At 40.1% G+C, this 17,660-nt stretch carries 17 protein-coding genes; 8 read left to right on the forward strand and 9 right to left on the reverse strand.

The window, feature by feature from the left end; genetic code table 11:
* A complete protein-coding gene (locus WD048_10570) occupies positions 1-897 on the forward strand; it encodes an alpha/beta hydrolase (GenBank protein MEX0812648.1) in 897 nt (298 codons plus the stop codon).
* On the opposite strand, the gene mutS is transcribed toward WD048_10570, so the two are convergent.
* From mutS to WD048_10585, 3 genes are all read right to left on the reverse strand, one after another.
* Positions 872-3,505: a DNA mismatch repair protein MutS gene (gene mutS, locus WD048_10575; GenBank protein ID MEX0812649.1), complete on the reverse strand. Its 2,634-nt coding sequence runs from the start codon at positions 3,503-3,505 to the stop codon at positions 872-874. The genes WD048_10570 and mutS overlap by 26 nt on opposite strands.
* A gap of 86 nt (positions 3,506-3,591) precedes the next feature.
* A complete protein-coding gene (locus WD048_10580; GenBank protein ID MEX0812650.1) occupies positions 3,592-4,260 on the reverse strand; it encodes an energy transducer TonB in 669 nt (222 codons plus the stop codon).
* A 9-nt stretch (positions 4,261-4,269) separates the two neighbouring features.
* On the reverse strand, positions 4,270-4,590 hold the full coding sequence (locus WD048_10585) for a nucleotidyltransferase domain-containing protein (protein MEX0812651.1): 321 nt from the start codon (positions 4,588-4,590) through the stop codon (positions 4,270-4,272).
* 108 nt (positions 4,591-4,698) lie between these two features.
* On the opposite strand from WD048_10585, the gene WD048_10590 reads away from it, so the two are divergent.
* The 4 genes from WD048_10590 to WD048_10605 all read left to right on the forward strand — a co-directional run bounded on the left by WD048_10590 (position 4,699) and on the right by WD048_10605 (position 8,708).
* Positions 4,699-4,947, forward strand: coding sequence for a DUF6364 family protein (locus WD048_10590; GenBank protein ID MEX0812652.1), 249 nt, complete (start codon positions 4,699-4,701; stop codon positions 4,945-4,947).
* A 53-nt stretch (positions 4,948-5,000) separates the two neighbouring features.
* Positions 5,001-5,981 (forward strand): Rpn family recombination-promoting nuclease/putative transposase, encoded by a 981-nt coding sequence (locus WD048_10595; GenBank protein ID MEX0812653.1) that lies wholly within the window; start codon positions 5,001-5,003, stop codon positions 5,979-5,981.
* A 100-nt stretch (positions 5,982-6,081) separates the two neighbouring features.
* The gene (locus WD048_10600) at positions 6,082-6,621 is read left to right on the forward strand and encodes an RNA methyltransferase (protein ID MEX0812654.1); all 540 of its coding nucleotides are present in this window, start codon (positions 6,082-6,084) and stop codon (positions 6,619-6,621) included.
* A gap of 395 nt (positions 6,622-7,016) precedes the next feature.
* Positions 7,017-8,708, forward strand: coding sequence for an alanine/glycine:cation symporter family protein (locus WD048_10605; protein MEX0812655.1), 1,692 nt, complete (start codon positions 7,017-7,019; stop codon positions 8,706-8,708).
* Between the two features lie 5 nt (positions 8,709-8,713).
* On the opposite strand, the gene WD048_10610 is transcribed toward WD048_10605, so the two are convergent.
* On the reverse strand, positions 8,714-10,735 hold the full coding sequence (locus WD048_10610; protein MEX0812656.1) for a thioredoxin domain-containing protein: 2,022 nt from the start codon (positions 10,733-10,735) through the stop codon (positions 8,714-8,716).
* Positions 10,736-10,816: 81 nt separating this feature from the next.
* Here WD048_10610 and WD048_10615 point away from each other — a divergent pair, with 81 nt between their 5' ends.
* Entirely contained in the window at positions 10,817-10,996 is a 180-nt protein-coding gene (locus tag WD048_10615; protein MEX0812657.1) for a hypothetical protein, read from the forward strand.
* 65 nt (positions 10,997-11,061) lie between these two features.
* Here the strand turns inward: WD048_10615 and WD048_10620 are convergent, their stop codons facing one another.
* Positions 11,062-11,805: a class I SAM-dependent methyltransferase gene (locus tag WD048_10620; GenBank protein ID MEX0812658.1), complete on the reverse strand. Its 744-nt coding sequence runs from the start codon at positions 11,803-11,805 to the stop codon at positions 11,062-11,064.
* A gap of 84 nt (positions 11,806-11,889) precedes the next feature.
* On the opposite strand from WD048_10620, the gene WD048_10625 reads away from it, so the two are divergent.
* On the forward strand, positions 11,890-12,915 hold the full coding sequence (locus tag WD048_10625; protein ID MEX0812659.1) for a radical SAM/SPASM domain-containing protein: 1,026 nt from the start codon (positions 11,890-11,892) through the stop codon (positions 12,913-12,915).
* 25 nt (positions 12,916-12,940) lie between these two features.
* Here the strand turns inward: WD048_10625 and WD048_10630 are convergent, their stop codons facing one another.
* Complete coding sequence (locus WD048_10630; protein ID MEX0812660.1) at positions 12,941-13,945, reverse strand: cation diffusion facilitator family transporter; 1,005 nt, start codon at positions 13,943-13,945, stop codon at positions 12,941-12,943.
* Between the two features lie 9 nt (positions 13,946-13,954).
* Complete coding sequence (locus WD048_10635; GenBank protein MEX0812661.1) at positions 13,955-14,353, reverse strand: rhodanese-like domain-containing protein; 399 nt, start codon at positions 14,351-14,353, stop codon at positions 13,955-13,957.
* 15 nt (positions 14,354-14,368) lie between these two features.
* Here WD048_10635 and WD048_10640 point away from each other — a divergent pair, with 15 nt between their 5' ends.
* Entirely contained in the window at positions 14,369-15,253 is an 885-nt protein-coding gene (locus tag WD048_10640) for a dienelactone hydrolase family protein (GenBank protein MEX0812662.1), read from the forward strand.
* Between the two features lie 294 nt (positions 15,254-15,547).
* On the opposite strand, the gene WD048_10645 is transcribed toward WD048_10640, so the two are convergent.
* Positions 15,548-16,705: an ATP-binding protein gene (locus tag WD048_10645; protein MEX0812663.1), complete on the reverse strand. Its 1,158-nt coding sequence runs from the start codon at positions 16,703-16,705 to the stop codon at positions 15,548-15,550.
* Positions 16,706-16,975: 270 nt separating this feature from the next.
* Positions 16,976-17,596 carry a DUF4143 domain-containing protein gene (locus WD048_10650; GenBank protein ID MEX0812664.1) on the reverse strand — a complete coding sequence of 207 codons (621 nt, stop codon included), beginning with the start codon at positions 17,594-17,596 and terminating at the stop codon, positions 16,976-16,978.
* Positions 17,597-17,660 lie beyond the last annotated feature (64 nt).

A 17,660-nucleotide genomic window follows, 5' to 3' on the forward strand; every position in this document is an offset into this window, starting at 1 on the left:
ATGTCAGAACTAAAAAACACCCATAAATACATCAAAGTCAACGGGATAAACATGCACTATGTGGAGCAGGGCGAAGGTTCGCTTTTACTTTTGCTGCATGGCTTTCCGGAATTTTGGTACAGCTGGAGGCATCAAATACCGGAGCTGGCTAAACATTTTCATGTGGTGGCCCCCGACTTGCGCGGATACAATGAAACCGACAAACCCAAAGGCATTTCGGCCTACAGCATTTCTGAAGTCACCAAAGATATTTTAGAATTGATTGAAAATCTGGGTTACGAAAAAGCCATTGTTGCAGCACATGACTGGGGTGGTGCCATTGGCTATGAGCTGGGGATGCAGCATCCCGAAAAATTGGAAAAGCTGGTTATTCTCAACTCACCGCACCCTTCTATTATGAAAAAACACCTGACAGGCAATTTCAGTCAGTTAAGGCGCAGTTGGTACATGTTTTTTTTTCAAATTCCGCTGCTGCCGGAGCTTTTTATGCGGTCTAACCTGAGGAAAAATTTTAAAAAAACATTCAGGGGCTGGGCTGTTAACAAGGCCAATTTCCCGGATGCTGTGATAGAGGAATACGTAAAGGCCTTTGAAAAAAAAGGTGCCCTGACCGCTGCCATCAATTGGTACCGTGCAGCATTGCGCAGTTGGAAACAGCCGAAATCTGCTAAAAAACCGGTTTCGGTGCCAACATTGATCATTTGGGGAGAAGATGACAAAGCCCTGGGAAAGGAACTGACCTACAATATGGACAAATATTTCTCAGCACCCTATAAAGTAAAATACCTGAGCAATTGCAGCCACTGGGTGCAAAACGAATATCCCGATAAAGTGAATGAATTGATTTTGGAGTTTGTGGCTGAAAAACCTATCACTTCAAACCCAAATGTTTCTTAATCTCATTCAGTTTCATTAGGGCTTCTACGGGAGTTAAGGTGTTGATGTCCAAGTTTTCAATTTCCTCTTTTATTTGCAGTAAAAGCGGATCGTCCAGTTGGAAAAAACTCAATTGCATGCCTGCTTCCGGTGCCTTGATTTTTTTCTTTTGGGCTTCACCCTTTTTCGAATTATTATTGGTACCATGACTTCCCTCCAATTGCAGCAAAATCTCATTGGCTCTGTCTATCACTTGCTTGGGCATCCCAGCCATTTGCGCCACATGAATTCCAAAACTGTGGTGGCTGCCGCCCTCTTTTAGTTTTCTGAGAAAAATCACCTTTTGCCCCAATTCCTTGGTCGCCACATGGTAATTTCGGATGCGATCCATTTGCGCTGCCAAATCATTCAATTCGTGATAATGCGTAGCAAAAAGGGTTTTGGGCTTTGCTTTTGAGTTGTTGTGCAAATATTCCACAATGGACCAGGCAATGGAAATTCCATCGTAGGTGCTGGTTCCCCTGCCGATTTCATCCAGCAAAATCAGGCTTCGCTCGGAAATATTATTCATGATACTGGCAGTTTCGTTCATTTCCACCATAAAAGTAGATTCGCCAGAAGAAATATTATCCGAAGCACCAACGCGCGTAAATATTTTATCTATAATGCCAATTTCAGCAGCCTTGGCCGGAACAAAAGAGCCGATTTGTGCCAGCAAAACAATCAGTGCGGTTTGCCGAAGCAATGCCGATTTACCCGACATATTCGGCCCGGTAATGATGATGATTTGCTGTTCGTCATTGCTGAGAAAAACATCATTGGGCACATATTCCTCTCCGGCTTCCAATTGCTGCTCAATCACCGGATGTCGCCCATCACTGATTTTCAATTGGTGCCCATCTGACAATTCCGGCTTGCGGTATTTATTTTCCAGCGCAACTGTTGCAAAAGACAACAGGCAGTCAATTTGGGCAATCAACTGAGCATTGATTTGCACCGGACGGATATAATCGTTTACATCTACAATCAAGGATCTGAAAATGGATTCTTCCAAAACGGAAATTTTCTCCTCTGCTCCCAGTACTTTTTCCTCGTATTCTTTCAATTCCTCGGTAATATATCGCTCGGCACTCACCAGGGTTTGTTTGCGCATCCATTCTGAGGGAACCTTGTCTTTGTGGGTGTTGCGCACTTCCAGGTAATAGCCAAAGACATTATTGAATCCCACTTTGAGTGATGGAATGCCCGTTTTTTCGCTTTCCCTTTTTTGCAAGGCGGCAATATATTCCTTGCCCGAACCCGATAGTTTGCGCAACTCATCCAGTTCTTCGGAAAATCCGTTTTTGATCACATTGCCTTTTTGAAGATTCACGGGTGCTTCCTCGTTCAAGCATTTGTCAATTTTTTCCTTGAGCAAATCACAGGGGTTCATTTGATCAGATAACTTTTGAAGGGCAGGAAGTTCTGCTTTTTTGCACGCTTCAATTACGGGCTTTAAAGCTTGAAGTGCCACTTTTAGCTGATTCATTTCCCGGGGCGAGATTTTTCCCATAGGCACTTTTGAAATCAACCTTTCAAAATCGCCCATCATTTTGATCTGTTTTTGCAAAAGCGTTCTCAGGTCGGCATCTTTTACAAAATATTCTACCACTGCATGTCGATTTTCAATGGCCGCTTTGTCCAATAGCGGCATCAGCAACCATTTTTTCAACATACGACTGCCCATAGGCGAAATGCTTCTGTCCAGCACATCTATCAGAGCAGCTCCGCCCCCCGGACTATCGAGCAGTTCCAGGTTGTGTATGGTAAACCGATCGAGCCAAACATATTGCTGTTGCTCAATTCTGCTGATGGAATTGATGTGATCCAGATCGGGATGTTGGTTTTCCTTGAGGTAATGCAAAATGGCTCCTGCAGCCGTAATGCCCGAAGTAAAATTTTCAATGCCAAAACCTTTCAGCGATTGTGTGCCAAAATGCTTGAGCAGTCCTTCTTCGCCAAAACTGTATTCAAAAATCCATTCATCGAGCGTATAGGTATAAAATTTTGCCCCGAATTTTTGGATAAAATCTTTTTGCTTTCTACGTGAAAAAAGCACTTCGCTGGGCTTGAAGCTTTGTAGCAAATTGTCAATATAATCGGCCTGTCCTTCTGCAGTAAAAAACTCTCCGGTAGAAAGGTCCAGAAAGGCAACTCCCAATTGTTTGGGATCAAACTGAATGGCGCAAATAAAGTTATTGCTTTTGTGGTCAATGATTTTTTCGCTGGTAGCAATACCTGGCGTAATCATTTCCGTTACGCCCCTTTTCACGATGGACTTTGTGGCTTTTGGGTCTTCCAATTGCTCGCAAATCGCCACGCGATATCCGGCTTTCACCATTTTTGGCAAATAGGTATCCAATGCGTGGTGGGGAAATCCGGCCAGTTCCATTTCAGAGGCAGAACCATTGGCTCTTTTGGTCAACACGATGCCCAAAACTTGTGCGGTTTTGATGGCATCCGTCCCAAAGGTTTCGTAAAAATCACCAATGCGAAAAAGCAAAATCGCGTCCGGGTGTTTGGCTTTGATTTTGTTGTACTGCCCCATCAATGGGGTTTCTTTTTTGCTTTTTTCTGCTGCTTTTGGCATAAAGCAAAACTAATGATTTTACGGCTTGATGTGCTATTGTAGAAGAAGATTTGATTTCAAACTGATCAATTGCTCTATTAAAATTTCTAATGCAGTCTAAAATTCACTGGCACAATCATTTGTGTTTTCATTGGTTCTCCATTCTCGGAGCCCCCAATCCAAAAGTCGCTAGAATTTTGCACATGTGTCTTTGCTGCATAATCTAACATTGGGTTTGCAGATTTATATACCGTTACATTTTCAATCCCTCCTTGTGGTAAAATGTTAAACCTAATATAAACTAATCCTTCTATCCCTTTATTTTTGGCTTCTTTAGGGTATTTTACTGAACTTAAATAAGTTAAAAGGGCGTGTTCTCCACCGAGAAAAAAAGCTCCTATAACATTATTCTTTATTAATGAATCTGGATTTGTCTCAGAATAAATATTGCTCGGTTTGTGTTTTTTGTGTTCCTTATTAAGCTCAATCAATTCCCTTGTAGAGTGATTGTACTTATGCATAATAGTTCCTTTGATGTCATAATAAACCCAAATGCTATCCATTTTCCCGTTTTTATAATAACCTTCAGCAACTAAGTCTTTATAGTAAAATTTCTGATACTTGCCATGCCAAATTGACTTATCGGATTTAAGTACCTCAACCTTATGGGATATACTTTTATTCAAATCTTTAATCTTAACAGTTTTGGTTTCCTGAGCAAGAATTAAAGTATATGCCGCTTGTAAAAGAATAATCAGTGTTAATGTCTTTTTCATAAAATAATTTTATTTCAACTTTATAGATTCCTTTTGAATACTCTCGAAAAAAGGTGTTTGTTGGTATTTATTTTCCCATTCTTCTTTTGAATAAATCATTGGTGAAATAATTTGCCCAGTTTGCAATTCCAATTCATAGAAATCATCCATTATTATTGTCTCGGTAGTAAAGGGAATACTTTTTCTATTTAACAAAATAAGCAAGTCCCAATCTGAAAGAGGGTTTGCATCACCACGAGCCTGAGAGCCATAGAGATATACCTCGGCATCAGGATGTTTGTTACTGGATAAGGCAACGATTTTTTGGATAATATCTTCGCTTTTCGGCATAAGACAAAACTAATGATTTTACGGCTTGATGTGCTATTGTAAAAAGAGATTGTTTTTGAATATAGGCACTTTACTTGTAATTTGTGGATATTAATAAAAAGGCGGGTTTTGAAAACAAAGTTTACATTAAGCATAGAACAAAAAGTGATTGAACGCGCTAAAAAATACGCAAATCAACAAGGGCGAAGTCTATCGGGATTAATAGAAAATTATTTAAAGACAGTTACAAAAGGAGAAAAAGACAATTCACAAGAATTAGCTCCTATTACAAAATCCTTAAAGGGTGCATTCAAAGCACCGAAAGATTTTGACTATAAAAAGGAATTGTCAAAAGCCCTGGGCAAAAAACATATCTAAAAAAGAGGATTGCAATTACTTTTCCAAAACCATTATTTCATTATATTCACCATATGAATAGGGGGGCGCAAAAGCACGATCGTTTTGTAAAGGCATTGTTTAGCGAGCCGGAAAAGGCCAGGCAGTATTTTGAAGAAAACCTGCCTGAAAAAGTACTGGGTCAAATTGACCTGAGCAGTCTTCGGGTGGAGTCGGGCAGTTTTATAGACAAAAAACTCAATAATACCTTTTCGGATATTTTGTTCAAAGTCAGGCTAAAGGATAGAAAGGAAAGCTGTTGGCTCTCTGTATTAGTCGAGCACAAATCCAGAAAAGACCGCTATGTGACCATACAGATTGGCCATTATATTTTCTCGGCACTTTTGCAGCAAATCAGGGAAAAGCACAAGCCCGCCCCGATCATACCCGTTCTCTTTTATCACGGGGCCGAAAAATGGGATTACCACACCCATCGCTCACTCTACGAATCTTTTGGTTCTGAGCTTTTGGCATTTGTTCCCGAGTTTGATTATATCTTTGACAATCTACAGAATAGATCGGACAGGGAGATTTTGGCACTCGGTGCAAAGCTGTGGTCGGGCAGTATGCTGCTTTTGAAATACGCCCGTGACGAGGATTACCTTGTGAATAATGCAGGAGCCATTGTTGCCGCCATAAAAGATGAAGAAGGGAACATATTGAATCAGTTCCTTGTTTATTTCTTAAGTTTGGTCAAAAACAATAAAGAAAAAGTTATGGACACACTCAACAAATTACCAGAACCCGCAAGAGGAAAAGCCACCAGCCTTTACGATGATCTCGTACTGAAAGGATTGGAAGAAGGAAGAGAGAAGGGATTGGAAGAAGGTAGAGAGAAAGGATTGGAAGAAGGCATCGAGAAAGGAATGGAGAAAGGCAAAGAAGCAAACCGCAAAGAAAATGCAGTAAGCTTATATAAAAATGGTGTTTCTGTAGATATTATAGCGGCAAGTCTTGGTTTGGAAAAAACAGAAGTCATAAACATACTCAAAGAAGCTGGACTCAATGCAGGTTAATTCTGAAAATGGGAATTCCATAAATTAATTGTAGCTCACTAAATTGAACCCAAATTGACTACAGTATCCACATACCCATTGGGCGCAATTATTAATTTTCATGCAACACAAAAAAATACCCAACGAAAATCTTGGTAGAATCAGCGAATCGGAATTTAAAAAGGCTGATAAAACTCCTGTAATTGTAGTCCTGGACAATATTCGCAGTTTCAACAATGTAGGTTCAGTATTCAGAAGTTCTGATGCTTTTCGCATTGAAGCCATTTATTTATGTGGCATCACGCCCCGCCCACCACACCGCGATATACAAAAAACAGCATTGGGCGCAACGGAAACAGTTGATTGGCAATATTTTGAAAAAACTTCTGACGCTTTGGATCAATTGGAAAAAAACGAGTTTGAAACTTGGGCAATAGAACAAACAGAAAACAGTATTTCGCTAGAAAACTTTGATTTTTCAAGGCAAAAAAAACGGGCTCTTGTTTTTGGAAATGAAGTGGAAGGCGTAGCGCAATCTATCATTGATCGCTGTGCGGGCTGTATTGAAATTCCGCAGATTGGCAGCAAACATTCCCTAAATATTGCTGTGAGTAGCGGAATTGTACTTTGGGAATGCTTCAAATCATTAAGGCCAGAATAAAACCCATTTGCAGGGGGGCTTAATCTGCCCTAAACTAAAAAACGACCGGGCCGGGTTAATATCTATTAACCTTAGTTCGATAATTATTTAAGAGCTCAGAAATTCACTAAAACGCAATAGGCAAGGCGCATTTGTGAAGGTCTATCGGGATAAACCAAACAAATGCAACGCAGCAAATTGTGTTTTATGGATTTCAAATGCCAGAAAACAGCAATCTTCTTCCCTGAAATATCTCAAAATAGCCCGCTATTCCATCAATATTTCCAGTCGAATCTCACTATTTTCTGGCATTCTGAGCAATAAATAATTTCCGAATTCAGGTTATTATGTTTAGAGTGTTATTTCAATCTTTAATCTATTATATTTGAGGGCTTAAAAAAGCAGAAACCCTCAAAATGAAGAAATTTTTAATCCTTATATTATCAGTTTTTGTATTTATTCAGGTCAATGCTCAAAACACTGAAGCTGACACTGGACAATCATTAGATGAAAAAATAAACGAAGCCGTAGGTCCGGTTACCGATTTTATTTTTCACTATATTTTTTATCCCATTCCCCTGAAAGCTCCCGCAACAGCAGATACGGAAGGTGTTGTTACCCTGCGCAGCGAATTAAGATCTGGATTTACCAAATATACCATCAAGACAACAGATGGTGAGTTGGAATATTTGGAAATCCCCACTGCGCGAAGAACCGCTTTGAAAAAAGGAGATCAAATCTCAGAAAGCACTCCCGTTACCCAAGGTCTATCAATTCCCTTTGTGGTAGTCTGGCTGGTTTTGGGAGCCGTTATTTTTACACTTTATTTTGGTTTTGTCAACATCAGGAAGTTCAAACTGGCCATAGATGTAGTGCGCGGTCGCTATACCGATCCTAATGAAGAAGGTGAAGTAAGCCACTTTCAGGCATTGACAGCAGCACTTTCAGCGACAGTGGGACTGGGGAATATTGCCGGAGTGGCCATTGCAATTTCGCTGGGAGGCCCCGGAGCTACACTGTGGATGATCTTGGCAGGATTGCTAGGGATGTCTTCAAAGTTTGTAGAATGTACCCTCGGTGTTCGCTACCGTGAAATTGATGAAGACGGGACTGTACATGGCGGTCCAATGTATTATCTGAAAACCGGGCTCAAGAAAAGGGGAATGGGTTTTCTGGGAAAAGTATTGGCCATATTTTTTGCCATCATGTGTATTGGCGCTTCCTTTGGAGGAGGAAATATGTTCCAGGTCAACCAGGCCTATCAACAGTTTGCAGGAATAGTTCCCGGAGCTGTTCCAGGTTGGCTTTTTGGTGTCTTTATGGCCTTTTTTGTGGGTATAGTGATTATAGGAGGGATTAAAAGTATTGCCCGCGTTACGGAAAAGATCGTTCCTTTTATGGTGGGCATATATGTGCTGGCTGCTTTAGGAATAATCATGGTCAACTTTGACCAGGTACCTGTGGCGTTTTCTAAAATAATAGACGGTGCTTTTGACTCCAAAGCAGTATATGGTGGTATTATAGGCGTTTTGATTGTAGGGTTTCAACGGGCGGCATTTTCCAACGAGGCAGGAATTGGCTCTGCTTCTATCGCCCATTCGGCTGTGAAAACAGAAAACCCTGTAAGCGAGGGTTTGGTAGCATTATTAGAACCCTTTATTGATACGGTTGTAGTTTGTACAATGACCGCTATTGTGATTATCATTACAGATAATTATCACTATCGTGAGGGTGTGGATGGGGTAACACTTACTTCAGAATCATTCGGAACAGTGATTACCTGGTTCCCTTATGTGCTTTCTTTAGCTGTAATCCTCTTTGCTTTTTCAACTATGATTTCCTGGTCTTATTACGGTCTGCAATCCTGGGAATTTTTGTTTGGCAAATCAAAATTTGCAGAGCTTTCCTATAAAGGACTGTTTTGCATATTTGTGGTAATAGGAGCAGCTATGAGCCTGGGCAAGGTAATTGACTTTTCCGATGCCATGATTTTTGCCATGTGTTTCCCGAATATTATTGGAATGTACATCCTGATGCCAGAAGTGAAAAAAGAACTGGCGGAATATCTCGAAAAAATCAAAACGGGTAAGGTTCACAAGAATTTTTGATAGTGTCACTCTATCTGCCCCAAAGCCTCATCAACAGTCTTCACTGGCAACTGACAAGTTTTATTTACACAGACATAAATATAGGTTTCTGACTTTTGCAGTTTGCCTTCTAGAAGGGGCAATTTTCCTTCCTTTTCACCTCCCATTAAAAGGACATTTGGCAAAAAGTGCTGCTCCAATTCCTGTTTTTTGGTTTTCCAATCGGGGCCGAGAATGGCAATTTCAAAGGGCGGATTTTGAAAATAATGGAACAACAGCGCCCAATTGGAATAGTACGCACCACCATTTTCCAGTTCTCCCAACATATTTTGCAGCATCTGTTTTGACTTTTCTCGGTATTCTTTTTTGTCAAAATAAGTGCCCAGCAAAAACAAGTTGATGCCCATCTGTGAATTGGATGCGGGAATCACATTATCTGAAAGCTCCATTTTCCGGGCTACGAGTTGCGAAGTATTGGCATCGGTATAGAAAAACATGCCCGAACTGGAATCATAAAAATTCGCCAGTGTATAATCCAATAATTTTTGGGCTTCTAGCAGCCATTTTTCATCAAAGGTGCATTGGTAAAGTTGGGTGAAAGCTTCAATCGTAAAAGCATAATCATCCAAAAAAGCGGTAATGCTCGCTTTTCCATTTTTAAAATTGCGCCACAAACCTCCATCTGTATTTGTCATTTTATCCAGAATGAAATGCGTATTTTTCAAAGCCAAGTCTAAATATTTCTCCTCGCCAAAACTTTGATACGCCTCTGCCAGTCCCTTTAAGGTCAGGGCATTCCAGGAAGTCAGGATTTTATCGTCCAAGGCCGGGCGGACTCTTTTGCTTCTTTCTTGCAAAAGTTTTTCCTGAATTTCTGCTTTTTTCTCTTTCCAATCATTCAAAGACAAATTGTGTTTTTCGGCAAAATCAGCATCGGTTTCAGTTACAAAAAGCACATTGTTTCCTTTCTCCCAAAAGGCTTCACCATCAATATTGTAATAATCCAGTACTAAATCAGCATCCTTGGTAAAAAGTGATTCAATTTCGTTTTTGGTCCACACATAAAACTTGCCCTCTTCACCCTCGGAATCGGCATCCAGCGAAGCGTAAAAGCCTCCGCTTTCGTCCATCAATTCTCTTTGTAGAAATCTCACAGTTTGATTCACGGTCGCTTTGTACAGGTCTTTATTGAACAGTCGATATGCTTGCGAATAGACGCTGAGCAACTGCCCATTGTCGTACAACATTTTTTCAAAGTGCGGCACATGCCAACGCTCATCTACCGAATAGCGCGAAAATCCTCCGCCCACCTGATCGTAAATGCCGCCCAAAGCCATTCTGTCCAATTGCAGTTCTATGGCTTCTTTCAAATCAGCGGAATCATCATAGGCACTATAGCGCAATAGATAATTCAAGCCCACCGGCATGGGAAATTTAGGCGCCCCAGCTCTTCCGCCCCATTTATCATCTAAATATTCCTGCCATTTTGCCCACAATCCTTTTTGCAGTTTGGGGTCAAATTCCTGTGCCGATTCATTTTTTATGACCAATTCCATTTTTCGAATGCCATTGGTCAATTTATCGGCCTGATCCGTTACTTTTTCATTTTCCGATTGATAGAGCCTTGCAATTTCCTTTAAAAGATTTTTCCAGTTTTCTTTGGGAAAATAAGTCCCGCCATAAAACGGTCGTCCATCGGGCAGCGCAAAACTATTGAGTGGCCAACCGCCCCTTCCGCTTAGCAATTGCACAGCCTGCATATACACCTGATCCACATCGGGACGCTCTTCGCGATCTACTTTTATGCACACAAAATTTTCATTCATAATGGCCGCTACACTTTCATCCTCAAAGGATTCGTGTTCCATAACATGGCACCAATGGCAAGCGGCATAGCCAATACTGACCAACAAGGGTTTGTTTTCCTCCTTGGCCTTTTTCAACGCAGTATCTCCCCAGGGATACCAGTTCACCGGATTATGGGCGTGCTGCAATAAATAAGGACTGCTTTCGTGAATGAGTGCGTTTGTGTGTTTTTGGTCGGACATATTTAATGATTTGAAGACAAATGTATGAACTAATAATCTTCCCGAATTTGTTTAAATTTAATCAACAAAAATTTCAAGAAGATGAAGGGTGTTAGCTTTATTACTGATGAAACGCGCAAAAAGAGATTTGTTCAAATTGATTTGGAAAAACTCGAAAAAAACCAAGAGGAAATTGGCGAACTATTAGATTTGATTATTGTAGAAAGCAGGAAAAATGACCCTGAAATCAGTTGGGAAGATCTGAAAAAGCAACTTGTATAAGAAGGGAAGATTTTACGTTGAAAATCAGGAAAGTTGCTCACAGAAAGGATGTCTATAAATCTTGATTACTCAAAATTTTTTCTCCCAAATCTCAAAGTCATGGGAAAATGCACTTTTTTTTCATCAGCCCCTTCCCAAGCTTTTTCCAATTCCCCTTTTATTTCGTCCACGGGATTTTTTCCATTCTGGCGAATATAGTGCTGAACAGAGGACCAAGTATTCAGATAACCAATCAATTGTTCAAAATTCCAGTGGTAGCTATTGCTAAATTCCGGGCTGGGAATCTCCTCAAAAGGAAATGGAATGGAGGCATAAGCGGCATGCACATGTTTGCGCTCCGGATCCCAGTATTTTCCTAAAATATCCTTGTACAGGTATTGAATTACCGCATCTGTTTTCGGGTCAATTTTTAGCAAATTATAAGTAATCAAGGCAATCAGGGCATTGGGTTTCAATACTTTTTTGGCAAATGAAAAAAACACATCAAACTCAAACCAATGAACAGCTTGGGCTACGGTTATCAGATCGAAGTAGTTAGGGGGAAACTCCGCCTTTTCAGCAGCAACCAATCGATAGTCAATATTCGAAACTTTTGGTGCATTGTCAATTTGCTTTTGGCTGATATCCGTAGCAATTACCTTTTGAAAATTTTTTGCCAATTCCACTGCAACCTGCCCATTGCCTGTGCCACAATCCCAGGCGCACTCCCTTGTTTTTAGGTGACCATAAATAAAATCAAAAATTTCAGGTGGATAGGAGGGGCGAAACTGCTGGTAGGCATTGGATTGCTTGGAGAAATTGTCTTTCATCTGAAAAAACCTTTGTAAAGGGCTACAACAATATTTACAATGTAATAAAGATATTGAAGCATTCCCTTGCTTATCTTTGAATTTATGCAAAGCTTCAAAAAGGCAGATGTTTTAAATTTTGTTTCCAAACTGAGCTTCCAAAAATTATTGAATGCTTTTCTGATCTGGATATCTTTTCAGCTTTCAAGTATTATTAAACGACCTGTTGTTTGGGGCTTGCCGTTCAATATCTCAGTTGAACCAACTACACATTGCAATTTACGCTGCCCTGAATGTCCAAGTGGTTTGCGTTCTTTTACACGGCCAACAGGTAGTTTAGACTTTGAGTCTTTTCGGTCTTTTATTCCCCAAATTAAAGAAAGGCTGATCTATCTCTATTTTTATTTTCAGGGAGAGCCTTATCTCAATACCGATTTTTTAAAAATGGTGCACCTGGCAGCTGACAATAATATCTATACGGTTACTTCAACCAATGCCCATTATTTAGATGAAGAAATGGCCAGAAAAACCGTAGAAAGTGGATTGGACAGAATTATAATTTCTATAGATGGAACCGAGCAGGAAACCTATGAATCTTACCGTATTGGGGGGAAGCTGGACAAAGTACTGACTGGAACAAAAGAACTGGTTAAGTGGAAAAAACATTTAGAATCTGCTACCCCACATATCATTTTTCAATTTTTGGTAGTAGGATCCAATGAGCATCAAATACCCGAGCTTTATCAACTTGCCGATCGAATTGGAGTTGACGAAGTAAAATTGAAAACAGCTCAGATTAACAATTTTGAAAAAGGCAACCCACTGATCCCGGAAAGGGAAGAATATTCCCGCTATAAAAAAGAAGATAATGGAAGCTATTCCATTAAAAATCCGCTGAACAATCACTGCTGGAAGCTCTGGCATTCTTGTGTAATTACCTGGGATGGAAATATTGTGCCTTGCTGTTTTGACAAAGACGCTAAATACAATATGGGAAATACAGGAAACATGAAATTTGCCGAGATATGGAAAAGCAGCGGATATGATAATTTTCGCAAATCGATATTGAAATCAAGGAAAGAAATTGACATTTGTAAAAATTGTACAGAAGGGCTAAAAGTCTGGGCTTGAATTATATAGAGGCGTTCAGCACCTGCTATTCACCTCCATGCTTCTGATTCATTAGCACATTTTCCAGCTCCCATTTAATTTTGCGTTCCTGTTTGTGTTTGCGCACCGGGCAATTGGGCATGCTACAGATATTGCAACTATCGAAAGTACAGGGATCAATATGGACAAAAAACTCAATATTTGGATCCAGCTCCTTGTTCATCTTTTCATCCAGGAATTCAATTTCGGCATGACCCTGGTTCATATCGTAGTAGTATGGAATGGTAAGGTGGCAATCAATGTGCAGGGATGGCCCGAATTTTATGATTCTTAGATTATGCACATCTATCCATGCAGGCCTCCTGATCTTATTCAGTGATTCAATTACCGTTTTGGCCTCATTAAAATCAATTTCATCCATGATGTCCCTCAGCGACTCCCTGACGATTCGCACCCCCATTACAATAATGATGACTGCAAAAATCAAGGCTATAATATTATCCAGCCACAGTACCCCGCTGAAGTAAACCACTGCAAGTCCAATCAGCAACCCCAATGAAGTGTATGCATCTGATTTCAGGTGTTTGCCATCGGCTATCAGCACTGCAGAGCGAATGGATTTCCCTTTTCTAACCAGCACAAATCCAAGTATATAATTTACTGTTCCTGCAAAAAGAGTAATTGCCAGTCCTATATCCAGGTTTTCTACCTGATTGGGCTGTACAATCAGATCCCGCATTGCTTTGTAAATAATCACCAGGCCGGCAAATACGACCATTGTACCCTCAAGGCCTGCAGTGATAAATTCAATCTTGCCATGTCCGTAGGGATGATTGTAATCTTTTGGTTTGGCAGAAAGATAAAGGCTGTAAAGCGCAATGCTCCCTGCCGCTACATTCACAATGGATTCCAGTGCATCCGAGAGTATTGCATTGGAACTGGTAATTATAAACGCGGAAAATTTCGCCACCAGCAAAACCAGGCCCACTGCCAGCACAATCCACTGGGTCTTGAATCCTTTTTGAAATTCGCTCTCTGCTGAATAGCTCAAATCAGTCTGTTATTTTTCGACAGGCAATCCCGCATCCTGCCAGGCTGAGAAACTGCCATCGAGCAGATAAATGTTTTTAAAACCTTCCTGTTGCAAAACAGAAGCTGCTTGATTCGCCCTGGGTCCGGCATGGCAATATATTACTATGGGTTTGTCTTTTGGCAATTCCAGGGCTTTCTTTTTGAAATCATTACTGTTCACTGGAATCAGAATAGCGTCTTTTATATAGCCCTCCTTGAATTCCCCCTGGCTGCGAACATCAAGTAAAGTATATTGTTTATCTTTCCAATCTTCCTTAAATTCCTGTGCCGAAATACTGCTGATGCCCTCATTGTTCTGACAGGCAGTAAAAGCTGAAAAAATGAAACTGAAAAATACTATTATTGCAGAATACTTAAACTTTCTCATTAAACTTAATTTATCATGAAAATACAAAATGCTTTCCCATTATTGGTTTTTTTCCTTTTAATAAGTTTTTCCGCCCAGGCACAAAAACCATGCTGTGCGCATGGCGCCAAGAAAAAATGTGACAAAACTGATGCCTCTGCCAAATTTGTCGCTATGAGTGAAGATGCAGCATTTTCAGAAGCCCATACCGAACCCGAATCGCTGCCCGAGGATACGGAATACATCGGTGAATTAAAATTAATAAACGTGCCTGATGGTGAAGATGCGCGCATTTATGAGATCAAATCTGCTTATAAAACCAATCGCTACCTCTTTGTATTTCACGAATGGTGGGGACTGAACGATCACATCAAATCTGAATCCGATCGCTGGTTTAAAAATCTTAGGGATGTCAATGTTATTGCTATTGATCTCTACGATGGCAAATGGACTAAGGATCGTGAAAAAGCTGCTGAGCTGATGCAATCCAATGACAGCGAACGCTCACTTGAAATTATCCGGGCTGCAATAGATTATGTGGGTAAAAATGCAACTATTGGAACAATAGGTTGGTGCTTTGGTGGTGGCTGGTCTTTGCAAGCAGCTATTGAAGCAGGTGATAAAGCCGCTGCTTGTGTAGTATATTACGGAATGCCGGAAGAAGACACAGCAAGACTGTCAAAACTAGAAGCTGATGTTTTAGGAATATTTGCCAGTCAGGATGATTGGATTAATGAAGAAGTGGTAAGCACTTTTGAGCAAAATATGGAAGAATTAGACAAAAAACTTACAGTGGAATGGTACGATGCCGCTCATGCTTTTGCCAACCCGAGCAATCCCGATTATGATAAAGAAGCAGCCAAAGCTGCCAGAACCCAGGCATTTGATTTCCTTACCAAAGCCTATTATTTAAAGGAATAGATCGGCTTGCTGCCCTGTCCTAACTGACAGTTTTTATCCCATTGAAGTTCTTGTGTGATTGCTTGGTTTGGATCTGCCCGATAGTATGGACGGCTACGGTAGTGGTCAGACTATGAGTCTGACCACTTAAGCCCTGTCAGCGTTTGCTTATAATGCAAGAGATGACATCTTTTGGAAAGATGTCATCTCTCTGCTGGATGCTTTCGTTCTGCATTTTCCAATGGGGCATGAGCAGGCAACCAGTGGTCAATTCGAAGTCATCTGACCACTTTCTTAGATCTGATTATTCAAAGCCTAATTATCTCTTTTCAAATAATTGGACCAATGCAGCACTTCTATGCCATTTGAGCCTTTAAACTCAGTTGTTCCATCATACACTATACATCCTTCATTTATTCCAGAGTAGGATTTGAATTTTTTCAGGTTTTTACTAAAATCTTTGGTATATGTTTGGGCAGCTTTGATTTCAATTGGAAGAATCTTGTTTTGTTTTTCAACAATAAGATCTACTTCCACTCCATTGTTGTCCCTCCAATAATAAAATTGTTCGCCCTGTTGATTATTCTGATTGTTTTTAATGCATTCTGTAACAAAGAAATTTTCTACCAAAGCCCCTTTGAAGTGCGTGAGCAAAAATTCATCACTTGTTTTTATATTGAGCAAGCTGCAAGACAGGCCAGTGTCGTAAAAATATAGCTTTGGTGATTTCACGATCCGTTTGTTAAAGTTTTGATGAAAGGGCTGTAACAGGTAAATAATATAAGTGCTTTGCAGCACAGAGAGCCAAGACTGGACTGTTCTTATATCAATTCCACAATCATTGCTCAGTGAAGCGATATTTACCTGTTGACCAATTCTACCTGCACAAAGCTTTAAAAACTTTTGGAACAACAAGCCATTTTCAATTTGTTTAATCTGTTGCACATCCCTTTCTACATATGTCCTAATATAGGATGGATACCAAAGTTGTGGTTTTCTATGCTTATCGTAAATTTCGGGATAAAAGCCTCTGGGGATTATGTCTGAGAGTGTAAGGCTCGAAGGAAATTGGCTTATTTCCCTATAACTCAAAGGTAATAAGTCCAATATGCCGATTCTGCCAGCTAATGATTGGGTGACGTTTTCCTGAAGTAGGATATTATTGCTTCCAGTCAATATAAATAAACCATCATCATTTGAGTTGTCAAGAATTTCCTGTAAATAATTGAATAACAAAGGTGCGCGTTGAACCTCATCCAAAATGGCACCTTGCGGAAACCTGTTTAAAAAAGCCTTTGGATCTTCTGTTGCCAGTTCGCGTTGATCTGGATTTTCCAGGGAGACATATGGTTTTTCAGTAAAACATTGTTTGACCAGTGTTGTTTTACCGGATTGCCGAGGTCCCACTACCAATACCGCCCGAAAAGAACGAGCGTATTCCATTAAGGTTTCCTTAATTTCTCTAGTGATCATTTTTATACAAATCTAACATTGATATGCTGTAAATGTATAAATAAATTGATAAAAAATCCAGTTGTTTTCGGTTATTGACCGGAACGCTTTCTTGTGCTGCATTTCGATAGGCTAAGCAAACACTTTTTAAACTCTGGCAGGGATTTAAACCTGTCAGAGTTTGCTTATAATGCAAGAGATGACATCTTTTTGGTAAGATGTCAGCTCAGGGTGCTTTAATTCTTCTTTTTTCTAAGAGCTAGATTCCATTAAATTGAATAGAATATGCCATTAAACCATCTCCAAATCATTGAAGCCTAAGACCTTGCAATCGCTTCTTTTTTGAACTTCATCACCGCCAAAAACCAGGAATTTGAGCGCATCAGGCTTGATTTTCTTGAAATAATTTAGGGTTTTGAAAAAATCCGGATGGATGGTCTTGCCCGATTTTATCTCCACAAGCAATAAATCCTGGGCTCTTTCGATGAGTAGGTCAACTTCATTTCCCGTAGAATCTCTCCAGAAATAATACTTTTCATGACTTTTATTATTCCACGTTTGTTTGATCTTTTCTAAAATAATGAAGTTTTCAAACAACTGTCCTTTGGCAAAATGCATTTGCAGGTCTTTCACCGTTCTGATTCCCAACAAATAGGCCAATAGTCCAGAGTCATAAAAATATATTTTGGGTGTTTTCACTATTCTTTTGTTAAAATTATTGTGGTAGGGTTTTAGTCTAAATGCGATAAAAGAAGCCTCTAAAAGGTTCATCCATGCATTTATGGTTTTATTGTCCACGCCCAGTTCATTGCCCAAACTGCTCTGATTGAACAATTGCCCGGTTCTGCCGGCCAATAATTGTATAAACTTTTGAAATGCATCCAAGTTGCTAATGTTCTTGATCATGCGCACATCGCGCTCTACATAGTGTCTGGTCGAAAAGCACCATAAATCTAAGATTCCATTAATTTTTCAA

This window comes from Chitinophagales bacterium (assembly GCA_040877935.1).
Taxonomy (GTDB): domain Bacteria; phylum Bacteroidota; class Bacteroidia; order Chitinophagales; family CAIOSU01; genus JBBDNB01.

What these genes read in the sequence shown, in the direction of transcription:
- WD048_10640 (MEX0812662.1), top strand. Translation starts at nt 14,369, where the DNA reads ATGAAAATACAAAATGCTTTCCCATTATTGGTTTTTTTCCTTTTAATA.
- WD048_10625 (MEX0812659.1), top strand. Translation starts at nt 11,890, where the DNA reads ATGCAAAGCTTCAAAAAGGCAGATGTTTTAAATTTTGTTTCCAAACTG.
- WD048_10570 (MEX0812648.1), top strand. Translation starts at nt 1, where the DNA reads ATGTCAGAACTAAAAAACACCCATAAATACATCAAAGTCAACGGGATA.
- WD048_10615 (MEX0812657.1), top strand. Translation starts at nt 10,817, where the DNA reads ATGAAGGGTGTTAGCTTTATTACTGATGAAACGCGCAAAAAGAGATTT.
- WD048_10585 (MEX0812651.1), bottom strand. Translation starts at nt 4,590, where the DNA reads ATGCCGAAAAGCGAAGATATTATCCAAAAAATCGTTGCCTTATCCAGT.
- WD048_10595 (MEX0812653.1), top strand. Translation starts at nt 5,001, where the DNA reads ATGAATAGGGGGGCGCAAAAGCACGATCGTTTTGTAAAGGCATTGTTT.
- mutS (MEX0812649.1), bottom strand. Translation starts at nt 3,505, where the DNA reads ATGCCAAAAGCAGCAGAAAAAAGCAAAAAAGAAACCCCATTGATGGGG.
- WD048_10580 (MEX0812650.1), bottom strand. Translation starts at nt 4,260, where the DNA reads ATGAAAAAGACATTAACACTGATTATTCTTTTACAAGCGGCATATACT.
- WD048_10645 (MEX0812663.1), bottom strand. Translation starts at nt 16,705, where the DNA reads ATGATCACTAGAGAAATTAAGGAAACCTTAATGGAATACGCTCGTTCT.
- WD048_10605 (MEX0812655.1), top strand. Translation starts at nt 7,017, where the DNA reads ATGAAGAAATTTTTAATCCTTATATTATCAGTTTTTGTATTTATTCAG.
- WD048_10620 (MEX0812658.1), bottom strand. Translation starts at nt 11,805, where the DNA reads ATGAAAGACAATTTCTCCAAGCAATCCAATGCCTACCAGCAGTTTCGC.
- WD048_10600 (MEX0812654.1), top strand. Translation starts at nt 6,082, where the DNA reads ATGCAACACAAAAAAATACCCAACGAAAATCTTGGTAGAATCAGCGAA.
- WD048_10610 (MEX0812656.1), bottom strand. Translation starts at nt 10,735, where the DNA reads ATGTCCGACCAAAAACACACAAACGCACTCATTCACGAAAGCAGTCCT.
- WD048_10635 (MEX0812661.1), bottom strand. Translation starts at nt 14,353, where the DNA reads ATGAGAAAGTTTAAGTATTCTGCAATAATAGTATTTTTCAGTTTCATT.